This window comes from Corynebacterium sp. 239_CJEI, assembly GCF_001055995.1.
GTDB classification, from domain to species: domain Bacteria; phylum Actinomycetota; class Actinomycetes; order Mycobacteriales; family Mycobacteriaceae; genus Corynebacterium; species Corynebacterium jeikeium_D.
The window spans coordinates 1-20,383 of record NZ_JVOW01000009.1; the positions used below are offsets into that span (position 1 = coordinate 1).

Here is a 20,383-nt window from a genome sequence, read left to right on the forward strand (position 1 = left end):
GGGGGGTGTCCCTATGTTTTTGTCAAGTGCCAGACCGATGTTGACGAGCACAGTCTTGGGAGTAGTTTCTTAGGCGTGCCTAGGAGCCGGCCAGCGTGTGCTGGTCGGCTTCGTCTTTGGGGCTTTATGCGGCGACGGGGCGTGGCGGGATTTCGCGGAAGAACTCCTTGTTTTTCAGCATCGCGTAGATGACATTGCATCGGCGTCGTGCCAGGCAGATGACTGCTGCGTTGTGGCGTTTTCCTTCAGCGCGTTTGCGTTCGTAATACCGCCGTGACGGTTCGTGGCTGCGGATAACTGCGAATGCGGAGTAGAACAAGGCGTTTTTCAGTCGTTTATTGCCTGACCGTGCCGGGAATTCACCTCTGATCGACGAACCGGATCGTCTAGTCACGGGTGCTATTCCAGCATAAGCAGCTAAGTGGCCAGCACTAGCGAAGTCGGAGCCATCACCGATCGCAAGAAGGATCTGCGCTGCGGTCTTGATGCCGACTCCGGGCATACTCATCAAGACCTCACAAAGAGGGAAATCAGCGAGCATCTCTTCAACCTGCTCAGCAATGGTGTTTCGTTGCTCTTTGAGGGCCTGGATGTTTGCAGCCAGTTGAGGAATTACTAACTCGGCGGCATCGCTTCCAGGCACGGTGACTGTTTGAGCTTTCAGCGCTGTAAAAATGTCGTCTACCAGCGGGGTGGGGTCTTTACGTGTGCGCTTGATCATCCAGTTCAACACTCGTTGGTATCCGGCTCTTTTTAGCCCCTGCGGTCCCTTGTAATGGATCAATAATTCCAGGATCGGCGTGCGAGTCAGGGTGCTACCAGCAAAAACTCGTTCCAGGCTGGGGTAGATCTGGGTGAGGACACTGCGAAGCCGATTGACAGTGCGAGTGCAATCGCGGGCGATGTCATCATCGAAGCCGGACAGCATCTTTAGGGCGGAGAGTACCTCATCATTGCGGTCGACGGCACGTAGCGTGTGGGGCATTGTGCGGGCGGTGTCGGCGATGATGAATGCGTCGCGTTTGTCTGTTTTTGCACGTCCCGGATAGAGATCTGCAGCTTTGCGCATCGCAAGACCTGGCAGGTATCCGACTTCGCAACCGCAGTCCCGGGCTACAGCAATCGGTAGTGCGCCGATGGTGTTGGGTTGGTCGACGATCACGAGCACGGTGCCAAGCTTCTGAAGCTGGTGAAAAACGCCTGCTAGTTCGGATTCGAGTTGAGGCAACGGTTTGTCGAAGACCTTGTTGCCATCACGGTCTAAGGCGCAGGCGTGGTGTTCAGATTTGCCGACGTCTAACCCAAGGAATATGTCGATGGAATGCTCCGGAGACATGATGAGCTCCTAGAAAACGAGATGGGTATGGCGTTGTTCCAGTCGCTGGTGTCATGACCTTCGTTGCAAGCACCCACGTTACAAAGAGACCTAGTTTAAAACTGGCCGTGTCCCTATCAGCTGTCATCGAAAGTCCTGGCACCCGGCGGCAACACCCCCGGATTATGGAAACTACAGGGCAGGTAAGCCATACCGGACCAGCGACTATCCCCATTATCGGGGACACTCACAAGGTAACGGGCGAGGGCCGGCTACCGGATCCGGGCTTTCGCGGCGACGAGCAGCAGGGCGGCGTGGTCGACTTCGCCGTTTTTGATCTCGCGATTGAGCTTGTGTAGCACCACGGGGCAGCGCAGGCAGCGGATGCCGGATTTGCAGCACTTCTTCTTCGGCGTCATTGCGGCCAGTTTGAAGGGGTCCTTGCCGGCGAGCTTTTTCGCGGCCTTGGCCTCGGCCTTCGAGTATTCGGGCAGGCGTAGCGAGGTCGTTGCCGCAGCCTTTTTCTTGGTTTTGGCGGCGTGCGTCTTCTTGCCCTTGTCGCCTTTCTTGCCCTTGGCCATGCGCGTTCCCTTCGTCGCGGATTTTCCCGAATTAGGTTAGCGTCACCTCATGCGATGTGGGTAGGCGTGGGTGTATGGCGGGTGTATTCGGCGTGGTGTACGACGACCGACCAGGTTGTAGAGATTCTGCGATACGTGCTTAAGGCGTAAGGCCTGCAGAATTAAGAGCCAAGACAAAGGGCGACTTCGGAAGACAATTCCGAAGTCGCCCTTTGCTTAGTCAACACTGCGCGGACCAAACCGGACAGCAACAAGCCTGCTAGGAGATTGCGAAGCCAGATGCTGGTCCTGGCTTTTCGACGGGCTCGCCAGCCTCGTCGACCATCCAGTCAATTTCCAGCTCCAGCTCGCGCTCGATGCCAGCACGCTTTCGGGAATCGACGACTTCCATCGTGGTATTAAACGATGTCGGCATGGTCATCGTCACCGTGGACTCACCAGTGCCGAGAGTCATTTCCCCGGCGCGGATGCGAGCTGCCAGCGTCTCCAGCAAATCCGCGAGCTCATCGCGGCTGAAGCTTGCCTTGCTCTTCACCAGCTTTTGATTCTTCGGGGGGTGTAATTTTTTTAGGTTTCGGTGCCATGTCTTTACTTACCTTTCCAGCCGTGTAGGTATTTGTGCAGTGTGGAGAATCGGCCGTCACTCCACACTGTCTTTGAAGATGGTCTAGAAAGCTTTCAGGAAGCCTGTCTATCCCCATTATCCCAATAAAAAGTGGTTTTTACCGGGCTAAATAACAAGAGGCTAGAAATTTCTATAGGTAGGTTATAAATTGTGGAAAATCCCTACGCTATGCTCTGGGGTGCAAGGTCCTAAGTGCCTTAGGTTAGGAGCTCTAGTAACGGCGCCCTTGGGTAGCGCCTCAAACGTGTCGACCGACAGCAATAGGGGAGGAGTAAACGTCACATGGTGTCACCCGACAACATCCTGATGTACCTTCTGCCTGAGCAAGAGGCGCAGGTTAAAGAGATATTTGTGCAACTGGCAGAGCGTGGATTCCCGCAGCAGAATCAAAAGCCCCACATCACTGTCACCTTCGCACCGACCATGAGCCCGGAGGTAATCCAACGAGCAGCCGAAATTCTCCCACCGCTGATGCCTGCGGAATTCCGCAGGGTAGGAACGGTAGTGTTCGGCACAAAGAGTAAACAGACTGTCGCATGGTTATTAGAAACAAGCGATGAGCTGGAAGAAGCCGCTCGTGAGATCAGTCGTCTTAACCCTGAAGGTCGCGGCTCCCGCTGGATTCCGCACCTGACTATGGGGCTGCGAATCCCGCGGGATATGGTTCCCGGTTACGTCCGGGCTCTTGATGAACTAACAAGCCCGCACTTCAAAACTCTTAGTGCACCACGCGCTGCGTTCTGGAGTCCCAAAGTGCAGGAATTAACGGAGTTTTAGCGCGCCGCACGCCGCAACTTTTCAAAAGCAGCGCAGCCAAGCGGCCACTAAGCGGCGTCCATAATCTTCTTTGCCTGGGCATCGAAGACCTCCAAGGCGCGCTTCTTTGCCGCTTCCTTGGACTCTGGGGTCGCCTGTGCAAGTTCCATCGGTTGTGTCGCATTTTCCGCGCCGGTTGATGGAACGTCTGGAATCGGGGCAGCGGACACCATCACCATCACGCCATTGACAACGCCGACAATGTCGTAGCTGGTGGCATCAGTATTAGTGCCACCGGAGCTAATGTCCACAACTGTCGCGTGTGCAGTGAGCTCATCTGGCTTGACGGAAAGATCCGGCTCCCACTTTTCCCGGTGCATTTTCATGGTGGTTGTCATATCCATGTCATTGAGCATCTCCTGCGCCTCAGGAGGAAGTTCCTGGCCTTCCATGGATTCGTTTACGAGGTCGGAAGCATCCATCGAAGCGGTCACCTCAGAGCACTTGTTAAGAACATCTGTGTACTCCTGGTAGGTCTGAGGGTTCTTCAATACTGAGACAGCGATGGTGACCTTTTCCGCGTCCAAATTAGCGAAAGAACTGACAGCTCGCTCCAATTCTTCCGTTGGCTTGATGAAAGTGGCACATTCGGCCGGCTCTATATCTAAAGAATCCTCCGAAAACATCTCCATTGCGTCCTTGTACCCATTAATCCTGTTGTTGGAGAAGTCCACACCTTGAACTTCATTAGTGAGCAGGAGCTGATCTTCGGATGCAGCTGGAGCTGACCCGTCTGCCTTCGTCATCTTGCTGGTCGACTCTTTGCCTGCCTCGCCACCGGCATTGTTGCTTTCTTCTCCCGAGCCGCATGCGGTGAGCAGGGCGGCGCTTGTACAACCTGCGACGACGGTTGTCGCAATTTTCTTCCACATTCCAGAGCTGCGCTGCTTCATGATTCCTCATTCCATCGAGCTGAATTTCAACAACCTATGCAACCTGATCAGATGTCCTGAGCCGGAGCCAATCTTTTGTGAAAGAAAGAATACAAGAGCTCGCCTCAGCACGCTTCCCAATATCAAGAATTTCAGTCGCGTCTGCTTCACGACGCTCCGTCGGACCTCACCGCAGACTGTGCAACCTTTGCCACGGGGTACGTGGATACCAACGCAATAATCGCACCGAAGATGAAAACGGGCACGAATCCGAATTTCGGTGCTGCGAAAGAAATAACAAAAGGAGCGAAGAAACCAACATAGGTCAGCGAATAGTAGATAGCAGTCGCAGCGCCCAGCTCGGCTGGCGGTGCGATAATTTGCACTTCGCGGAGGCCGGAGACCATCATCACGCCGTACGCGGCACCGAGAGCTAGAGCAGCGGGGAAAACGCTCCACACATTCTGGGTGAGTGCAACGATAAGACTGAGCAGCATTCCGACCGTCGTTAAGCCAAGACCGAAAATAGCTGGCGGGATAAAGCTGCTGGAACTGATGCGAGTGACCAGTGGTTGCACCAAAACGCCGGTGCCCATCGTGATACAGGCGATGAGCCCGGCGAAGGCGATGGGGTAGCGGGATTCGGCGATTGTTGGCAGGACGACGAAGGATGTGCACGCAGCGCCGAAGACCCACGGTGCCCAAGCGGCGACTGCCCACAGGAACCTCGGGCTAAGCGTGGCGGAGGAGAAGAACCGTTGCGGAGAGTCGCTGTGCGCTGCGTTTGGAAGTCCTCCGGAAGCGTTCCATGTTATTGGTGCGATAAAAAGCAGCAGTGCGAGATGAACAAGATAGGGGATGACATCAGGGCGCGGGGTGAATTCTGCGACCAACCCGGAAGCCAGGGGGCCGAGGGAGAATCCGGCGGAGAGTGCAACGGTTGCGCGCCGGGCAGAAATTTGAGGTGCGACGGGCGCAATTTCTTTGATCCACGAGGCACCGGCGGCCATTACCATGCCCATCGAAATGCCGATGATAAGACGTCCTACCAGAAGTGATGGGAAGTGGAACCAGATGCCGGTGAGTAGGACGGCTGAGCCAACGGCAGAGGTTATGAGTGCAGGCCGGATGATGGCGCGACGGCCGAGCCGGTCGGAAAGTGGGCCGCAGATGAGTAGCGCGGGGATGAGTCCTGCGACGTAGATGGCGAAGAGAAAGGTGACCTGGGACTGGTTGAGAGCATCGGTTATTCGATACGCGGGCAGGAGTGGGGCAAAGAGGTTGGCGCCAAATGCAACAGCGAACATGCCCAGGGCTACCCGAATCCAGTCTCGTGCCACGATCTGCCTCCTGTCGACTCTCATCTTTTGGGGATAGAACAGTGTGGTAACAACAATAGGCCAGCTAACAAACGCTAGCTGGCCTATTGAGTTACTCGGGTCGTCTACCCAAGTTAGTCGCTCTAGTTATTGGCGGCACCGAAAAACGCGGTAATCGGTGAGAAGAATCCCTTAGACTTCTTTGCCTTCTTAGCTGCCTTAGTCCTGCCAAGAATACGCTCAGAGATGCGGTCGGTAAGAACCCCTACCAGCTTGCCGCTGCTGACGACGGGCAGCTCGCTGCGACGCCCGTCGATAAGCTGGCGAGCCCTGATGGCAGCTGGATCCTCGGGCTTGACGAAGACCTTCACAGGAGCGCCGACGGTGTTCATGTAGGCACCGCGGTCGGCGTATTCGCGGAGTTCCTTCAGTGTAATATCGCTGGTCAGGTAGCCTTCATCGTCGACGAGGAAGACACAGGTATCGTCATCGAGACCAGCAAATTCAGCTGCGTAGGTGCTCAGTGCCTCACCGACAGTGATGTCCTCCGGCAGCGCAATGTAAGAATCCGTCATGTGCATGCTTACGGTGTCGGGCAGGAGGCTGTACGGGCTGATTGAAGACTTCGGCTTGAAGAAGTTGGCGATGGTGTTCTGTGTCTGTGTCATTGTGGATCCTTTTCCAGGTATCCCAGCTCCTTTGCTAGGAGGGAATTTCTGTTGATTGAAAAATTATGGCTCCTTCGCCTAAGAGTGTTGGCAATGTAATGCCGTAACTAAAGGTGGCCACTTGAGATGGACCCTTGCCTCGGGAGTCTTTCGAAACTCTCGATAAAGTGCAGGGCAGCGGCCTATGTAGATATAGGAGCCTTACCTAACGAGGTCGTTCGCTACGCAAAGGTTAACACAAGGTTACGTACGCAGTAAAGAGGAATGAACGAAAAGCTTCCTAAAGGTGGCGGAAGCTACAAGCCCATGAACTCTCGAATTGCTGGCCATTCGGCATCGGCTTGCGCCCGGCCGAGCTTGTAGTTGTGTATCAGCTTCGACCGCTTCCGCTCCGCCTTTGTGATGCTCATATTATTGGCGTAGAAAACATATGCTTGGCCTTTTCGTTCAAGCTCAGCAGCCCAATCGAGAGAGGCGTTGTAGCGCTCGTGCCTGGTGATAAGTAGCTCAGCCACCACCGGGTTACTGCGGAAAATCTGTCGCAGCAGCTGTGGGCGCTTAGGGGTGGTGCGGCGGAATCCCTTCGGACGGGTCAGAACGATGAGGAACTTCTTAAAGCCGTCGGCTTCTGCGGCATCGATTGGGATACCGCCTGATGATCCCAGTGCACCGTCGACGAAGGGAACGCCATCGATATAGGGCATACGCATGACGCCCGGAATCGTTGAACTGGCGCGAGTGTACTTCATCAGCGTGGGTAGATCTGGGATATCGTCCGGCCCCCAGTTGATGGTCTCGCCCGTATCCGCTCGGACAGCAGAAATCCGATAGGGAGTTGGATTGTTCTTAAAAGTCTCGTAATCCAGGGGCATGGCGCCGTCGGGAAGCCCCGCGTCTTCATAGATGTACTCGGCATCGAAATAGCCGCGCCCGCGCAACATTGGGCGCCAGCCGCTGCTGGCTGGCTGTGCAATGAAGTCAGTGAAGCTATTTATAGAGCGCTGGATATCCTGGGAAAGGTAATTGACTACGTGAGAGGCACCGGCGCTTACCCCGCCGGCCCAACCGACATCGATGTCCTCGCGAAGTAGCCGTTCGACGAAAGGTGCCGTGTAACTATTGCGAGTCCCTCCGCCCTCGAAGACTAATGCTACATCGCTGACCTGCATTTATATCCCTCCGGTTGCTATCGCGCTGCTGTCTTTCGGGCGTTACAATCGTTCAAGACTACCCGAACCACCATATTGGATTTCGGTTAGCGTAGTTTACGGCGCATCCTGGAGGATGACCGGCAGCAGCCCCTCGCCCATATCTGGGTTCGGCAGTACGCCCTCCGGGTCGTAGAACAAGATCTCCTTGCCCTCGTGGCTCAGACGTCGCATCGCTTCCAGAATCAACGTGCGCCCCACCGGGTTGACAACGCCAACGCGGCTGACGTCGAAGACAACTTCGCTTTCCGACGGTGTGGAAGTCGCCAACCTGTTGAGAACAATCTCGGCCGCAGTGAAGTTGACTGGCCCCTGAATCTCGATGATCGAGCGGCCATTGCTGACGCGTGTACCGCGCAGCGCACGCGAACCAATCGCATCGGCATCCATGAGATGAAGGCCCAAATCTTCGGAGAGCTTCCGGAAGATGGCAATGCTGCGGACGCTGTTGCCGTGGTCGTTCAATCGCGGTGAAAAGGCTGCGAGACCCGCCTGTCCAGGCAGCGCGCCCAGCAAGCCGCCGGCGACACCGCTCTTGGCGGGAATTCCGACTTCGGTAAACCATTCACCGGCCTCGTCGTACATGCCGGCAATAGCCATCACGGACAAGACTCGGCGAACAACCGAGCGGCCGAGCACAGTCTGGTTGGTAACCGGGTTAACGCCGCCGTTGGCCAACACTGCGGTCATCATGGCGACATCGTGGGTGTTGACCAGCACGGAGCACTGTGCGGTGTAGCCGCGGACAGCATCGTGGGGCGTGGTTTCGATAAAACCGTAAGCTGCCAGCATATGCGCGATGGACATGTTTCGATGCGCGGAGTCCATTTCGCTTTCATAGGCGTCGTAGTCAACGCGGAGCTTGCGGCCAGCCAAAGTTGAGAGAAGCTCCACCATGTGCTTGGTGCGAGTCTTCCAGTTGGCACCTGGCTGGCATACGAACTGGTTGATCGCCAGTGCGCCGACGTTAATCATCGGATTCTTTGGTCGGTGCGTGCCTTGCTCCAACGACAATTCGTTGAAGGCCTCACCGGAAGGCTCGGTGCCCACAATACTGTCGATTTTGTCTTTGCCGTGCTCAGTGATGGCTGCGGCATAAGCGAAGGGCTTGGACATCGACTGAATCGTGAATTCAGTATCGGTATCGCCCGCGGTGTAGGTGCGGCCTGACACCGTGGTCATAGCTAGTGCCAGGCGGTCGGGATTAGCTTCAGCAAGGGTGGGAATATAGTCCGCCACCTCGCCAGACTCATCGGGGCGGACGGATTCGACGATTTCGGAAAGGTAATCTTTGATCGGCGTTTTCATCAGAGTTTGCTAAGCATCTTTCCTGGGGAAAGGTAATCCCAGTTGAGTCAGTGGAGTCCCGTTCGAACCTACACCAGGCAAGGCCGGCCACTGATGCTCACCTCTGTGCACTCTCACCGTGCGCGCCGGAAAAATCAGCATATCCTGGGGTATGTGAAATTCCTCAACAATCAGTCCGTGCCCTACGAGCTGACCTACAGCGATGTGTTCATGGTGCCGTCGAAGTCATCCGTCGGCTCTCGCATGGGCGTCGATTTGTCCACTAATGATGGCACCGGCACAACCATTCCGATTGTGGTGTCCAATATGACGGCCATCTCCGGGCGCCGGATGGCCGAAACCACCGCCCGCCGAGGCGGAATTGCCATCCTGCCGCAGGACGTTCCAGCTGATATTGCCGCTGAGACCATTCGCAAGGTCAAGTCCGCTGGGCTGGTTTTCGACACCCCGATCGTCGTCAAGCCTCACCACACCGCGGGGTATGCGCGCCATCTTCTGCCGAAGCGCGCGCACGGTGCGGCAGTGGTGGTGGAAGACAACAAACCGGTTGGTCTGATCACCGGCCGTGATCTTGCGGGCGTTGACAACTTTGCGCAGGTGGGGACGCTCATGTCCACTTCGCTATTTACGCTTCCGGCCGATATTGAGCCCCGTGACGCCTTCGACCAGCTCACTGCATCCGGGCGCAAGCTCGCTCCGGTGGTGGACGCCGATGGTGCGCTGGTGGGTATTCTCACGCGTAAGGGCGCGCTGCGTGCGACGCTTTACAAGCCCGCTGTTGATGCTGAGGGAAAGCTGCGCGTCGGTGCGGCGCTCGGCATCAACGGTGATGTTGAAGGGCGCGCGAAGACACTGCTCGATGCAGGCGCCGACGTGCTCGTTGTCGATACCGCGCACGGTCATCAGGAATCGATGCTCGGTGCTTTACGACGAGTCCGCGCGCTCAACCCGCCTGTGCCAATTGCCGCTGGCAATGTCGTGACCGCCGATGGTGTTCGCGATCTAGCGGAGGCGGGAGCCGACATTATTAAGGTCGGCGTCGGTCCGGGTGCGATGTGCACAACCCGAATGCAGACCGGTGTTGGGCGTCCACAGTTCTCCGCCGTGCTCGAATGCGCTGCAGCTGCTCGTGAATGCGGCGTGCATATCTGGGCTGACGGTGGAGTGAAGGATCCCCGCGATGTTGCGCTTGCGTTGGCTGCGGGTGCGTCCAACGTGATGATTGGCTCGTGGTTTGCCGGCACTTTCGAGTCCCCAGGAGATGTCCAGAAGGACGTCGACGGGCGCATGTTCAAGGAGTCCTTTGGCATGGCTTCACACCGTGCGGTGGAGAGCCGAAATGCGCAGGTAGAGGCCTTTGAGAAGGCCCGGCGTGAGATGTTCGAAGAGGGCATCTCGACTGCGAAAATCTACCTGGAGCCCGGCCGCGAAGGTGTGGAGGACCAGATTGATCGCATTATCTCGGGTGTACGTTCGTCGTTTACATACGCGGGTTCGGCCACCATCGAGCAATTCGCTGAGCGGGCAGTGGTGGGAATTCAATCCGCTGCGGGCTTTGCGGAAGGAATGCCGAGGGCGACGCGTTAGCCGTCGTCAAGCCTCTCGGGGCTAAACCGACTAGCGGTGCTGCGGGTCAATTGGTAGGTATGTAAAGACGTTGTTAGGACGCGTTTAGTACCACGTGTGAGAATGGGGAGGGGCTGGCGATTATGGGTCGGCAGGTAAGAGAAAATAGTGCTGTAACGGAGTCTGGATTGGTAGCAGGAAACGGTGCTAGAGCAGGAAGCGGGAACGCATTTTTCGCTCGCGCCCGCGTTACTGATTCCGATTTGTGCCCGTGTGGTGGGGGACTCTACGGGCAGTGCTGTGGCCCGCTGCACCGCGGTGAGCGGGAGGCGGTGACCACAGCTGAGCTGATGGCAGCGAGGTACAGCGCTTACGCTGCCCACGAGGCGGATTACATCTGGCGGACGTGGCATCCGCGCTACCGCCCGGAAGTTATCAATGTCGATGACGGTGTGGAATGGGAAGGACTCACCATCATCAACGCTGTCGATGGTGGTGAGGATGACCGCGAAGGCATCGTGGAATTTGAAGCGGCTTTTCATGACCATGACGGTGTCGGTACGATGCACGAGCGTTCCCGTTTTGTTCGTCGTGCGCGACGGTGGGTGTACGTCGACGGTGAGGTCACGTACTCCTAAGCGTCAGACTTGTTGTGCTTGCCGTGGCCGAATGGCAGCACGGCGACAATCGCCACAATGATTGCTCCCCAGATGGCGCCGAAAATCAGTGAGCCGGTGGTGTTGGCCAACCAGCCGAGGAAGCCGCCGGTAAACAGCTGCTCAAGGTTGTGGACCAGCTGGTAGGGGAGATGCCAGCCCAGCTCGTCGAGGCCGACCACCATGATGTGTCCACCGACCCACAACATGGCAAACGTTCCGATAATGCCGATCGTGTTCAGAACGATTGGCATGGCTTTGACCAGTGCCGTACCAAACTTACTGATACCGGCTGACCTCTTGGACTGCAGGTGCAGGCCAATGTCATCAATCTTGACCAAGAAGCCCACCACACCGTAGACCGCAAGCGTGATGATGAGTGCCACCACAATAAGAATCAGCGCGCGATTGAGCAGTGGCTGATCAGCGACCTCATTGAGAGAAATCACCATGATTTCCGCAGAGAGAATCAAGTCTGTGAAAATTGCAGACTTCACCAGGGAATCTTCATTCTGTGGTGTGCGGTTGGTCGCCGCCTCCATTCGCTCCTGCTCAGTCTGATCGGGAGAGATCCGGTGCTTAATCTTCTCCCAGACCTTTTCCATGCCCTCAAAGCACAGGTATGAGCCACCGAGCATCAAAATCGGCGTCAGCGCCCAGGGCAGAAACTGGCTGAGCAGCAGGGCAATCGGCAGAATAATGACAATCTTATTGACCAAAGAGCCCTTGGTGATACGCCAAATAATCGGCAGCTCGCGTTTCGGCGAGACACCCTCGACGAATTTAGGCGTCACCGCAGCGTCGTCGACCACAACACCGGCGGCTTTAGCGCTAGCTTTGCCGGCCGCAGCCGCAATATCGTCTGTTGTTGCCGCTGCAGCGCGTGCAATCGTGGCAACGTCGTCAAGCAGCGCGACAAGTCCGCCTGCCATAAAAACCTCCTGTATTGGAGGACGCGACCAGGAGCCGTCGTCGTATCAAAGAATTACCGGAGCAATTTTAACCGCTTTCCCGGATTGACTCTGTGTTGTCGGTAGGGCGTCGATGTCCGGTCGATAGTTCACGTGCTCCTCTGAACGTGGGCACGTGGCAAGATATAGGCCATGAACGCTTCCTTCTCCGAAATCTACCGACAGGTCAATGCGGACAACTCGGACAACGCTGGCACCGGGGCAGACACCAGCAACGAAACCCGCTCCGAGGAACAGCAGCGCCCGGCGCGTCCCCGCATGGCACTGGTAGTCGTCGACGCTCAGAATGATTTTTCCGCGGGTGGCGCACTTGCCGTCGACGGTGCTGAGGCAGCGTACACCGCTACATATCTGCATGTTGCGGGCACGGCTAACAAGTACTCGGTTCTTGCGACCACCCGTGACAATCACATCGACCCGGGCACGCATTTCTCTGAAACCCCGGATTTCGTCGATACCTGGCCGAAACACTGTGTTGCAGGTACCCCGGGCGCAGAGATTCACCCCGGCATGCAGCGCGCCATCGCGTTTTTTGAGCAGCTCAACCCCGCTGCTGTGCGTATCGATGTCACAAAAGGGGAGTACGCCGCCGCCTACTCCGGTTTCGAGGGAACAACGGAGGCTGGCGTTTCGCTTGCCGACGCTCTCCGCGCCTCTGACATCGAAGAAATCGATGTGGTGGGAGTTGCGACTGACCACTGCGTCCGCGCCACAGTGCTCGATGGCCTCAAGGAGGGCTTTTCCGTTCGTGTTCTGAGTAATCAGGTCGCGGCGGTGGACCCGGAGCGCGGCAAGGCTGCACTAGCGGAATTGGCCGCGGCGGGTGCGACTGTGGTGTAGTGCGGCGACGTTAAGCGTCAAATAATCCGCCTAGCCGCTTAGCTAGGCGCCTCGGCAGCCGCCTAGTTAAAAGTCACCATATCCAGGTCGACCTCGCGGAGGTGGCGGTGGTTGGACGCTGTTTCCACATAACGCCCTGCATGGGCGATGAAGCCCTCTGCTTCCTCGGCGGAGAGTTCACGACGCACCTTGGCGGGAACGCCTGCAGCCAGCGACCTGGGGTCGATAATCTGATCTTCCAACACCACGGCACCTGCAGCAATGAGGCTGCCAGCGCCGATACGGGAACGCGAAAGCAGGGTGGACTTCATGCCGATGAGGCAACCATTTTCAACCGTGGTGCCGTGGACCAAGGCCATGTGTCCGACGGTGACATCATCGCCGAGAATTGTGGGCACACCTCGGTCGACATGGACTGTGGAGTTGTCCTGAATATTGGTGCGCTGGCCGATGCGGATCGGTGCGACGTCTCCTCGGAGAACAGAACCGTAGAACACGGAGCTATCCGCACCGATTTCGACATCACCGATAATGACCGCGCCGGGCGCAATCCAGGCGCTGGAATGAATGCGTGGGGTCTTATCTTGGTAGGTGAGAATGAGCGGAGTGTTCATCATACAAACCAATATAACTGTCACCTGAGGTCAGCGTAAGAAAAATTCTCAGCGAAACTCTATTCGTCGAAGGGTGCAATTCTGCTTGGACGCGCATACAGTGGGCGACATGATTTTTATCGTTGTGAATTACCAAGTTAAGCCGGAGTTTGCCGACGAATGGATGGACCACGTCGCTGAGTTCACCGCTGCCACCCGCGCAGAGGCTGGCAACAAGTGGTTTGAATGGTCCCGCAGCGTAGAAGACCCCAACCAGTACATCCTCGTCGAGGCGTTCGATGATGACGCTGGTGAAGCCCACGTCAATTCCGAGCACTTCGCCAAGGGCCTGGAGGCGATGAAGCCGCTGCTCGCTGAGACCCCGAAGATTGTCTCGCAGGTGCTGCCTGATAAGCAGGACTGGGATCGCATGGGCGAGCTGCAGGTCGACTAATGTCCTCTGACACCATTCGCGATAGCGCAGCCGCTTCCAGCAGCGACACCTATTCTCTGATTGGGCGTGGCCTGCGTATTGGCTCCGCTGTGCTGGCCTCTGCTCTCGTCGTTGGTCTCAGTGCTTGTGGAGATAGCGATGAGGCAGCCCTCGAGGGTAGCCAGAATCAGTCAAGCCAGGAGCAGAGTGCTGTTGCCTCCACTGCCGCCATTCGGGATAACTTGGCTCAGCTGGCGGCAGATACTGCGGCGCTGAAGAAAGCATCGCAGACACTAATTGCAAAGGAATCGGTCTCGGAAGAGACTCGAAAGATTGCGCAGCAGGCGGAGCCAATCTTTGCTGAAGAGGAAGCGCAGCTAGTCAAGACTCTCGGCGTCGATGTTGATCCGTCGGAGACCAAGCTCGACACCGCCACCATGACTCGCCTCGAGAACGAGGAGGGGCCACACGCAGATATGGCTTATCTGACGTTGATGGAAGGCAGCCTGGATAAGATGCTCGGACAGTGGGAAGAGCTGGAAAAGCATGGCGGAAACGACCTGCAAGAGTTGGCACGCTCTTCTCAGCAGCAGCTGGAAGATATTCAGCAGGCGCTGGAAAAACGTATGCAGTACTAGCCGCTGCCCAAAGCTCGTGGGGGGGGGAAATTCAAGTAAAAAGTCCTGCAAAGCGTGCCCGGGGAACCGGGGAAGTGAGTAGCGTGTAAATAAAGCCAGTGCGCTGTGATCGTCGTCAAGCGAATGCGCACTCGGATGAAGCACAATGCTGGCTAATAACCCAGAGTAGAAGGTAGGAAAACACGCCAATGGCAAATAGTATCTCGCGAGTAGGTATCGTCGGCGCCGGTCAGATGGGCTCCGGAATTATTGAGGTCTGTGCGAAGGCCGGTAGCGATGTCAAGGTCTGGGAGGCCAAGGAGGAGTTCCTTGAGTCCGGTCGCGCCCGTATTGAAAAGTCGCTGGATAAGGCCGTTTCCCGTGGCAAGCTAGAGCAGTCTGCACGTGATGAGATTCTGGGGCGTATTAGCTTCACCACCAAGCTGGAAGACTTCGCTGACCGTGAGCTGGTCATCGAGGCCATCGTGGAGAACCCAGAAGTAAAGGCCAGCGTATTCTCGCAGCTCGATGAAATTGTTGAGTCGGAAGATGCCATCCTGGCTTCCAACACCTCCTCGCTGCCGATTCAGTCCATTGCTGCAGCTACCAAGCGCCCGGAGCGCGTCATGGGTCTGCACTTCTTCAACCCGGTTCCGGTTCTGCCTCTGGTAGAGCATGTCGTTACTCTGACGACCGGTGATGTTCAGTCGGAGCGTGCGTACGAGTACGCTTCCGAGGCGCTGGGCAAGACCGTCATTCGCGCTAAGGATCGCTCGGGCTTCATTGTTAACGCCCTGCTGGTTCCGTACATCCTCGGCGCTATTCGCATGCTGCAGGACGGCATTGCTACTGCAGAAGACATCGATGCCGGAATGGTCAATGGCTGTGCGCACCCGATGGGTCCGCTGACTCTGGCCGACATGGTTGGTCTGGACACCATCAAGTTCATTGCCGATGCCATGTTCGATGAGTACAAGGAGCCGACTTACGCGGCACCTCCACTGCTCAAGCGCATGGTTGAGGCGGGTCACTTCGGCCGCAAGTCCGGCCGTGGCTTCTACGACTACTCCAAGTAGTCCACGCTTTTAGCCCCGTTTGGGGCGAGTATTGAGTTCTTACCGGTTGACGGGCGTTTCTCCCGCCAACCGGTTTCTTTTATGCATTTATCAGTGAAAACCCGGAGTCTGATGGGGACAGCTCCCACAATCGGCGCTAGCATTTTGAAAACTTGTTTCTTTTCAACGCGCCGAAACCTCACAGTGCGCTTAACATAAGTGAAGATTTTGTCAGACCTTGGCTTATAGAGCACTTCACAACTGGTGCCTCCCACGCAGCAATCTGGAAAGGAATGCTTCAGTGTCTTCTTTGAAGCCGCACAAGCGCACTGCAACACGTACTCGCGTCGGCGCTGCTACCGCAGCAATGGCAGTTGTAATGGGGCTTACACCGGCAACGGCCGTGGCAGCTCCGGTCAACCCGTTGGCCGAGCTCGGCAACCGCCTGGACTCTGTTTCTGATCTTCCAGCTAATGTGGCAGCTCCAGAGGGAATCAAGCTCCCCGGCGGTGGCTTCGAGGTCCCGGATTCCATCTCGCTGCCGTCATCTTCCGGTGAAAACACCGACCCGAATGCGCCGAAGCCAACCTCGTACCGCCCGGACCAGATTGCACGTGCGTACCCGTCGGATGCCGCCACCGATAACTGGTTCTACTTCTACGTTGTGCATCCTTTCGTGGAGCTGGAGAAGAACCACCCAGAGGTTATGGACCAGAACCTCGAAACGGTCGTCCGCATTAACAACGCTGCCAAGAATGACCCGCAGGCACAGGAACTCGCTCTTGATGACGACTACCTGGACCCACTGGCCAATATTTCCACTGCTTTCGGTGCAAACCTGGGCCAGCACTTCCGTGATGCCTATGACGAGGATCGCCTGCCGAAGGTAAAGGCCCTGCTGTCCGGCAACCTTGCTCGCGGCGGCGGTCTGGTCAGCTCGACCTTCTTCGAGAAGTACGTCTACGGCTACGATCGCCCGTTTGTGGTGGCGCCGGAGCGCATCGAGCGCTACTACCGCGAAGGTCAGGACGACCCGTACTCGACCACCCCGTCCTACCCGTCGGGCCACACCAACAAGGCTGCATGGACTTCAACCATGCTGGCCATGATGCTGCCGGAGGTTGCACCGCAGATTCAGGCGCGTGCGTCCGAGGCTGGTCATTCTCGCCTTGTCATGGGCGTCCACTACCCGCTGGACGTTATGGGCGGCCGCATGATGGGCAACCAGGCCGCAGCTGATCGTTGGGCAGACCCAGAGTTCCGCCCACTCATCGAAGAAGCCATGGATGAGCTGCGTACGGAGCTCGAGTACCGCTGTGGCGACACCATCGCCAACTGCGTTGCCAAGGACACTCCGTACATGAGCACCGCAGCTGCCGTTCAGCAGTACACCGAACGCATGACCTACGACTTCAAGCAGGTTGGCCCGGCTAACGAGCCAGTTGTTGTTCCGAAGCGGTACGCAGGTTTGCTGGAGACCCGCTTCCCGCAGCTGACTGAGGAACAGCGCAGCTCCGTCCTCGCTCAGACCGCAATCCCATCCGGCTACCCGCTCGATCGCACTGACGGTGAGGGCCAGCACGTTCGCATGAACCTGGCTCGCGCTCTGGCCGCCAACGTTGTTGTCAACGCCGACGGCAGCGTCACTGTCACCAACTAAAACGTCAACTACAAGCGCAGGGCCGCGTCAAGACGGTCCAGGGCCTCACCGAGGATTTCCGGGGAGGTCGCAAAGTTAAGCCGCACATGCCCAGCCCCGCCTTCGCCGAATGCGAAGCCGGGGTTGAGTGCTATTTTGGCGTTTTCAACCAGCCACGCAGCTGGGTCCTCACTGGCAACACCAGGCACGTCACCCAAGTCCAACCACGCCAAAAATGATGCTTGCGGTGGGGTAAAGCGAGCCTGCGGCGCAATAGTGGACAAACGTGTTCGCAGAGTCTCACGGTTGGTGCGCAGGACATCGACAAAATTGTCCAGCCAGGGCACGCCATCGCGGTAGGCGGCGGTGGCCGCGGCGACACCAAGAATAGAAGCGCCTTCGCGAACAATGAAGGGCAGCTCCAGCCAGGTTTTGGCATCTTCGTCGTTAAAGATGATCTGCGCACACTTGAGGCCGGCGGTATTCCAGCCCTTCGAGGTAGCAGTCACCGTGATAGTCACGGCCGCCGCGGTATCCGACACCGACGCGGTTGGAGTGTGAGTGCCATCTAGAACAACTGGGCCGTGAATCTCGTCTGAGATAACGCGCGCACCAAAGCGAGCGGCTAAATCAGTAATCTCACGAAGTTTTTCGGGTGAGTAGGTAAAGCCGAGAGGGTTATTCGGGTTACACAAGATCAGGCAACCGGCACCGTCGGTGAAGGCGCGTTCGAGGGCGCCGAGATCCGGGCCGTCGGCAAGCGTGGGGATGCACACCGTCTCCCGTCCCAGCGCGGGACCTACCTGGAAGAACGGCATGTAGGCGGGAGTGGGGACGACAATTGCGGAATCGGGGCGGGTGAAGCGTTCAACTGCGAGCGTGACTCCGCGGACGACGTCGGCGACTGCAAAGATATTGTCTGGGTTCGGACGCCAACCGTAGCGCGCTGCAGAGAAGTCCGCGGTTGCGGTCGTAAGCGCGGTGATGTCCTGCGAGAGGTATCCGAACTGTTCGCGCTGACACGCCTCGTCGATCGCGGCACTGACGGCAGGGCAGGTTGTGGCATCGGATTCGGCGACCCACAGTGGCAGCACGTCCGGTGAATATGCGGTCCATTTGACCGTCCTGCGGGAGCGGAGTTCATCGAGGGAGGGGAAAGTGACAGCGTTATTTACACTCATAGTTCCCGTGTATACAGAAAAAGCGGGAAGTCCGAAGACTCCCCGCTTTATCCAGTAGCTACGGCCACATCAGAAGCAGCCGCGGCAATGGCCAGCGCTAGGCTAGCCTCAGTGCCTCCTCAGCAGCTGGCAGTGCAGCTTCGCGATCAGCTTTGACCAGCCCCAACCGTGTGCGGCGATCGAGAATATCGTCGACGCTGAGAGCTCCCTCGTGCGTCACATGCCAGGCGAACTCGGCGCGGGTGACATCGAGACCCTCCGCTACCGGGTCGAGCGGTCGGTCGAGCGGACAGGATTCGATGACCTCGAAGGATTCGGCACCGTAGCGGTTAAACAGCGGCATCGGGATACGGCCGGCAGCGGCAGCGGTGCGAGCGCGGTCGAGCTCCTTCGGCTCGGAGCCCAGCACAGGGATGGTGCGGGTGGAGCACAGAGCAAGCGAAACACCGAGCTTTTCCGCAACCTTGTCCACGGTTTGCTCAGCCATAAGACGGTACTCGGTGAGCTTGCCACCAGTAATGGAAATCAGGCCGTTCGGGGCCTCCAACAAGGCGTGCTCGCGGGAGAGGTCAGCGGTGTGTGCCTCGCCGGCGTCGATGAGCGGACGCAGGCCGGCGAAAGCACCGATGACATCGTCACGAGTGAGCGGAACCTCGAGTGCCTGGTTGATGACATCGAGCAGAAAAACGATGTCATCCTCCGGCACTTCCGGCTCGTCCGGAATCGGGCCCGGTGCATCCTCATCGGTCAGGCCAATGTAGACGCGGTTGTGCTCTGCGGGAAGGACAAAACAGAAACGGTTGGTGTGACCAGGAACCGGTACCGTGAGAGAGCCGGTAGGGTTGCCTAGCTTCGCGGCGTCAAGAACCAGGTGCGTGCCGCGAGATGGGCGAATCTTGATGTTCGTCGCTAGGTCTGCGGCCCACACACCAGTGGCATTGACCACAGCGTGAGCCGGCAGCTCGAAGGAATCGCCAGTGAGCTCGTCGATTAGTGTGGCGCTCGTTCCAGAGGCGTTCTCGCAGCGCACCCGGGTCAGAATAGTTGCACCGTAGCTAGCGGCGGTTCGAGCGATAGTGGTGACCAAGCGTGCGTCGTCACGCAGCTGACCGTCGTAGTTGACGTAGCCGAATTTCACGTCGCGCTTACGGACGGTCGGCGAAAGCTGGCTGACTCGGCGGGAACTGACAGTGCGGGACAACGGCAGGGTAGTGGCGGAGGTACCAGCGATAATGCGTAGAAAGTCACCGGCCAAGAAGCCTAAACGCGGCAAAACCCGGGTCAACGGTGCGAATTTGTCCATCACCGGTACAACCTGTGGCAGGTTATGCACCAGGTGCGGAGCGGTGACGTCGAGCAGCGCACCACGTTCAATAGCTGAGCGGCGAGCGATACCGACATTGCCACTGGCAAGGTAGCGCAAGCCCCCGTGGGCGAGCTTCGATGACCAACGAGAGGTGCCGAAAGCGAGGTCCTTCGATTCGACGAGAACGGTTTTCAAACCCCTCGACGCCGCATCTAAAGCGATGCCGACACCAGTGATACCGGCGCCGATGACCAGCAGATCTGGGATGTCGCCCTTAGCGGTTTCTTCGCGTAGACGATTCAAGTCCGCTTGCCGACGAGCCTTGTTCAAAACCGCAGCTGAGCGATCGCGCTGAGGAGCGTGCGTGGCAGTCATAGTCTTTCTTCCTCGACTTTCCCGAAGACGGTGATAGTGATGAAACTATCTGGCGTAAGTGATGAAGTTGTGGAGTGCGTAGTGAGTGTGAACTATTTCGGGCGTACCCCATTGCAAGGCGCTTAGAAATAGACTAAGTTGTTCATTATCAACGACCGGCACGGATATTGATTCAAGAGATCTTTCTTAGTTGCGAATCATTTCCCGGGATTACAAGGAAGGAGACACCTCGATGGCTATGCACCCAGCGTCCAACCGCTCTGAGTCCATGAACCGAGCTTTCGCTGCTATTGCACCATCGCTGCAAATGTGTTGCTGCTGTCTCCAGTCCGTGCCACCCCAGACAGGTCGTAACTAGAAAAGCACGCTTAGGCATGTAAAACGCCACGCTGTTTGCGGTCGCACGGACGAAATCGCACCGATTGACCCGACCATCCCA

The 20,383-nt window shown here is 57.3% G+C and carries 20 protein-coding genes; 8 read left to right on the plus strand and 12 right to left on the minus strand.

Annotation, left to right across the window (positions count from 1 at the left end):
* Window positions 1-124 precede the first annotated feature (124 nt).
* The 3 genes from ADB08_RS02875 to ADB08_RS02885 all read right to left on the minus strand — a co-directional run bounded on the left by ADB08_RS02875 (window position 125) and on the right by ADB08_RS02885 (window position 2,431).
* The gene (locus ADB08_RS02875; protein WP_011273191.1) at window positions 125-1,336 is read right to left on the minus strand and encodes an IS110 family transposase; all 1,212 of its coding nucleotides are present in this window, start codon (window positions 1,334-1,336) and stop codon (window positions 125-127) included.
* A 251-nt stretch (window positions 1,337-1,587) separates the two neighbouring features.
* The gene (locus ADB08_RS02880) at window positions 1,588-1,896 is read right to left on the minus strand and encodes a hypothetical protein (protein WP_049170660.1); all 309 of its coding nucleotides are present in this window, start codon (window positions 1,894-1,896) and stop codon (window positions 1,588-1,590) included.
* Between the two features lie 259 nt (window positions 1,897-2,155).
* The gene (locus ADB08_RS02885; RefSeq protein WP_049170663.1) at window positions 2,156-2,431 is read right to left on the minus strand and encodes an amphi-Trp domain-containing protein; all 276 of its coding nucleotides are present in this window, start codon (window positions 2,429-2,431) and stop codon (window positions 2,156-2,158) included.
* 372 nt (window positions 2,432-2,803) lie between these two features.
* Between ADB08_RS02885 and ADB08_RS02890 the strand changes: the two genes are divergently transcribed.
* Window positions 2,804-3,298, plus strand: a complete 495-nt coding sequence (locus tag ADB08_RS02890; RefSeq protein WP_049170665.1) for a 2'-5' RNA ligase family protein — start codon at window positions 2,804-2,806, stop codon at window positions 3,296-3,298.
* A 47-nt stretch (window positions 3,299-3,345) separates the two neighbouring features.
* On the opposite strand, the gene ADB08_RS02895 is transcribed toward ADB08_RS02890, so the two are convergent.
* The 5 genes from ADB08_RS02895 to ADB08_RS02915 form a co-directional block, all read right to left on the minus strand.
* Complete coding sequence (locus tag ADB08_RS02895) at window positions 3,346-4,230, minus strand: hypothetical protein (protein WP_049170669.1); 885 nt, start codon at window positions 4,228-4,230, stop codon at window positions 3,346-3,348.
* A 146-nt stretch (window positions 4,231-4,376) separates the two neighbouring features.
* A complete protein-coding gene (locus ADB08_RS02900) occupies window positions 4,377-5,549 on the minus strand; it encodes an MFS transporter (protein ID WP_053087303.1) in 1,173 nt (390 codons plus the stop codon).
* A 122-nt stretch (window positions 5,550-5,671) separates the two neighbouring features.
* Complete coding sequence (locus tag ADB08_RS02905) at window positions 5,672-6,196, minus strand: CBS domain-containing protein (RefSeq protein WP_016423146.1); 525 nt, start codon at window positions 6,194-6,196, stop codon at window positions 5,672-5,674.
* Window positions 6,197-6,492: 296 nt separating this feature from the next.
* Complete coding sequence (locus ADB08_RS02910; RefSeq protein WP_048732760.1) at window positions 6,493-7,365, minus strand: patatin-like phospholipase family protein; 873 nt, start codon at window positions 7,363-7,365, stop codon at window positions 6,493-6,495.
* A gap of 96 nt (window positions 7,366-7,461) precedes the next feature.
* Entirely contained in the window at window positions 7,462-8,712 is a 1,251-nt protein-coding gene (locus ADB08_RS02915) for a glutaminase (protein WP_049170675.1), read from the minus strand.
* A gap of 153 nt (window positions 8,713-8,865) precedes the next feature.
* Between ADB08_RS02915 and ADB08_RS02920 the strand changes: the two genes are divergently transcribed.
* Both ADB08_RS02920 and ADB08_RS02925 read left to right on the plus strand, forming a co-directional pair.
* Window positions 8,866-10,299: a GuaB1 family IMP dehydrogenase-related protein gene (locus ADB08_RS02920; protein WP_049170755.1), complete on the plus strand. Its 1,434-nt coding sequence runs from the start codon at window positions 8,866-8,868 to the stop codon at window positions 10,297-10,299.
* A 311-nt stretch (window positions 10,300-10,610) separates the two neighbouring features.
* Window positions 10,611-10,916 (plus strand): YchJ family protein, encoded by a 306-nt coding sequence (locus ADB08_RS02925; RefSeq protein WP_342585523.1) that lies wholly within the window; start codon window positions 10,611-10,613, stop codon window positions 10,914-10,916.
* On the opposite strand, the gene ADB08_RS02930 is transcribed toward ADB08_RS02925, so the two are convergent.
* On the minus strand, window positions 10,913-11,866 hold the full coding sequence (locus ADB08_RS02930; RefSeq protein ID WP_049170678.1) for a DUF808 domain-containing protein: 954 nt from the start codon (window positions 11,864-11,866) through the stop codon (window positions 10,913-10,915). The genes ADB08_RS02925 and ADB08_RS02930 overlap by 4 nt on opposite strands.
* A gap of 171 nt (window positions 11,867-12,037) precedes the next feature.
* Between ADB08_RS02930 and ADB08_RS02935 the strand changes: the two genes are divergently transcribed.
* Entirely contained in the window at window positions 12,038-12,745 is a 708-nt protein-coding gene (locus tag ADB08_RS02935) for an isochorismatase family protein (RefSeq protein ID WP_049170681.1), read from the plus strand.
* A gap of 62 nt (window positions 12,746-12,807) precedes the next feature.
* On the opposite strand, the gene ADB08_RS02940 is transcribed toward ADB08_RS02935, so the two are convergent.
* A complete protein-coding gene (locus tag ADB08_RS02940; protein ID WP_005510604.1) occupies window positions 12,808-13,362 on the minus strand; it encodes a gamma carbonic anhydrase family protein in 555 nt (184 codons plus the stop codon).
* A 106-nt stretch (window positions 13,363-13,468) separates the two neighbouring features.
* Here ADB08_RS02940 and ADB08_RS02945 point away from each other — a divergent pair, with 106 nt between their 5' ends.
* The 4 genes from ADB08_RS02945 (at window position 13,469) to ADB08_RS02960 (ending at window position 17,103) form a co-directional block, all read left to right on the plus strand.
* Window positions 13,469-13,792: a putative quinol monooxygenase gene (locus tag ADB08_RS02945; protein ID WP_038629105.1), complete on the plus strand. Its 324-nt coding sequence runs from the start codon at window positions 13,469-13,471 to the stop codon at window positions 13,790-13,792.
* Window positions 13,792-14,409 (plus strand): hypothetical protein, encoded by a 618-nt coding sequence (locus ADB08_RS02950; RefSeq protein WP_048732750.1) that lies wholly within the window; start codon window positions 13,792-13,794, stop codon window positions 14,407-14,409. Before ADB08_RS02945 ends, ADB08_RS02950 begins: the two co-directional genes overlap by 1 nt.
* Before the next feature lie 188 nt (window positions 14,410-14,597).
* Window positions 14,598-15,464, plus strand: a complete 867-nt coding sequence (locus ADB08_RS02955; protein WP_016423138.1) for a 3-hydroxybutyryl-CoA dehydrogenase — start codon at window positions 14,598-14,600, stop codon at window positions 15,462-15,464.
* 280 nt (window positions 15,465-15,744) lie between these two features.
* Complete coding sequence (locus ADB08_RS02960; protein ID WP_049170684.1) at window positions 15,745-17,103, plus strand: acid phosphatase; 1,359 nt, start codon at window positions 15,745-15,747, stop codon at window positions 17,101-17,103.
* 8 nt (window positions 17,104-17,111) lie between these two features.
* Here ADB08_RS02960 and ADB08_RS02965 read toward each other — a convergent pair whose 3' ends face one another.
* Both ADB08_RS02965 and ADB08_RS02970 read right to left on the minus strand, forming a co-directional pair.
* Window positions 17,112-18,263, minus strand: a complete 1,152-nt coding sequence (locus ADB08_RS02965) for a MalY/PatB family protein (RefSeq protein WP_049170686.1) — start codon at window positions 18,261-18,263, stop codon at window positions 17,112-17,114.
* A gap of 97 nt (window positions 18,264-18,360) precedes the next feature.
* Entirely contained in the window at window positions 18,361-19,944 is a 1,584-nt protein-coding gene (locus ADB08_RS02970) for a glycerol-3-phosphate dehydrogenase/oxidase (protein WP_049170689.1), read from the minus strand.
* Window positions 19,945-20,383 lie beyond the last annotated feature (439 nt).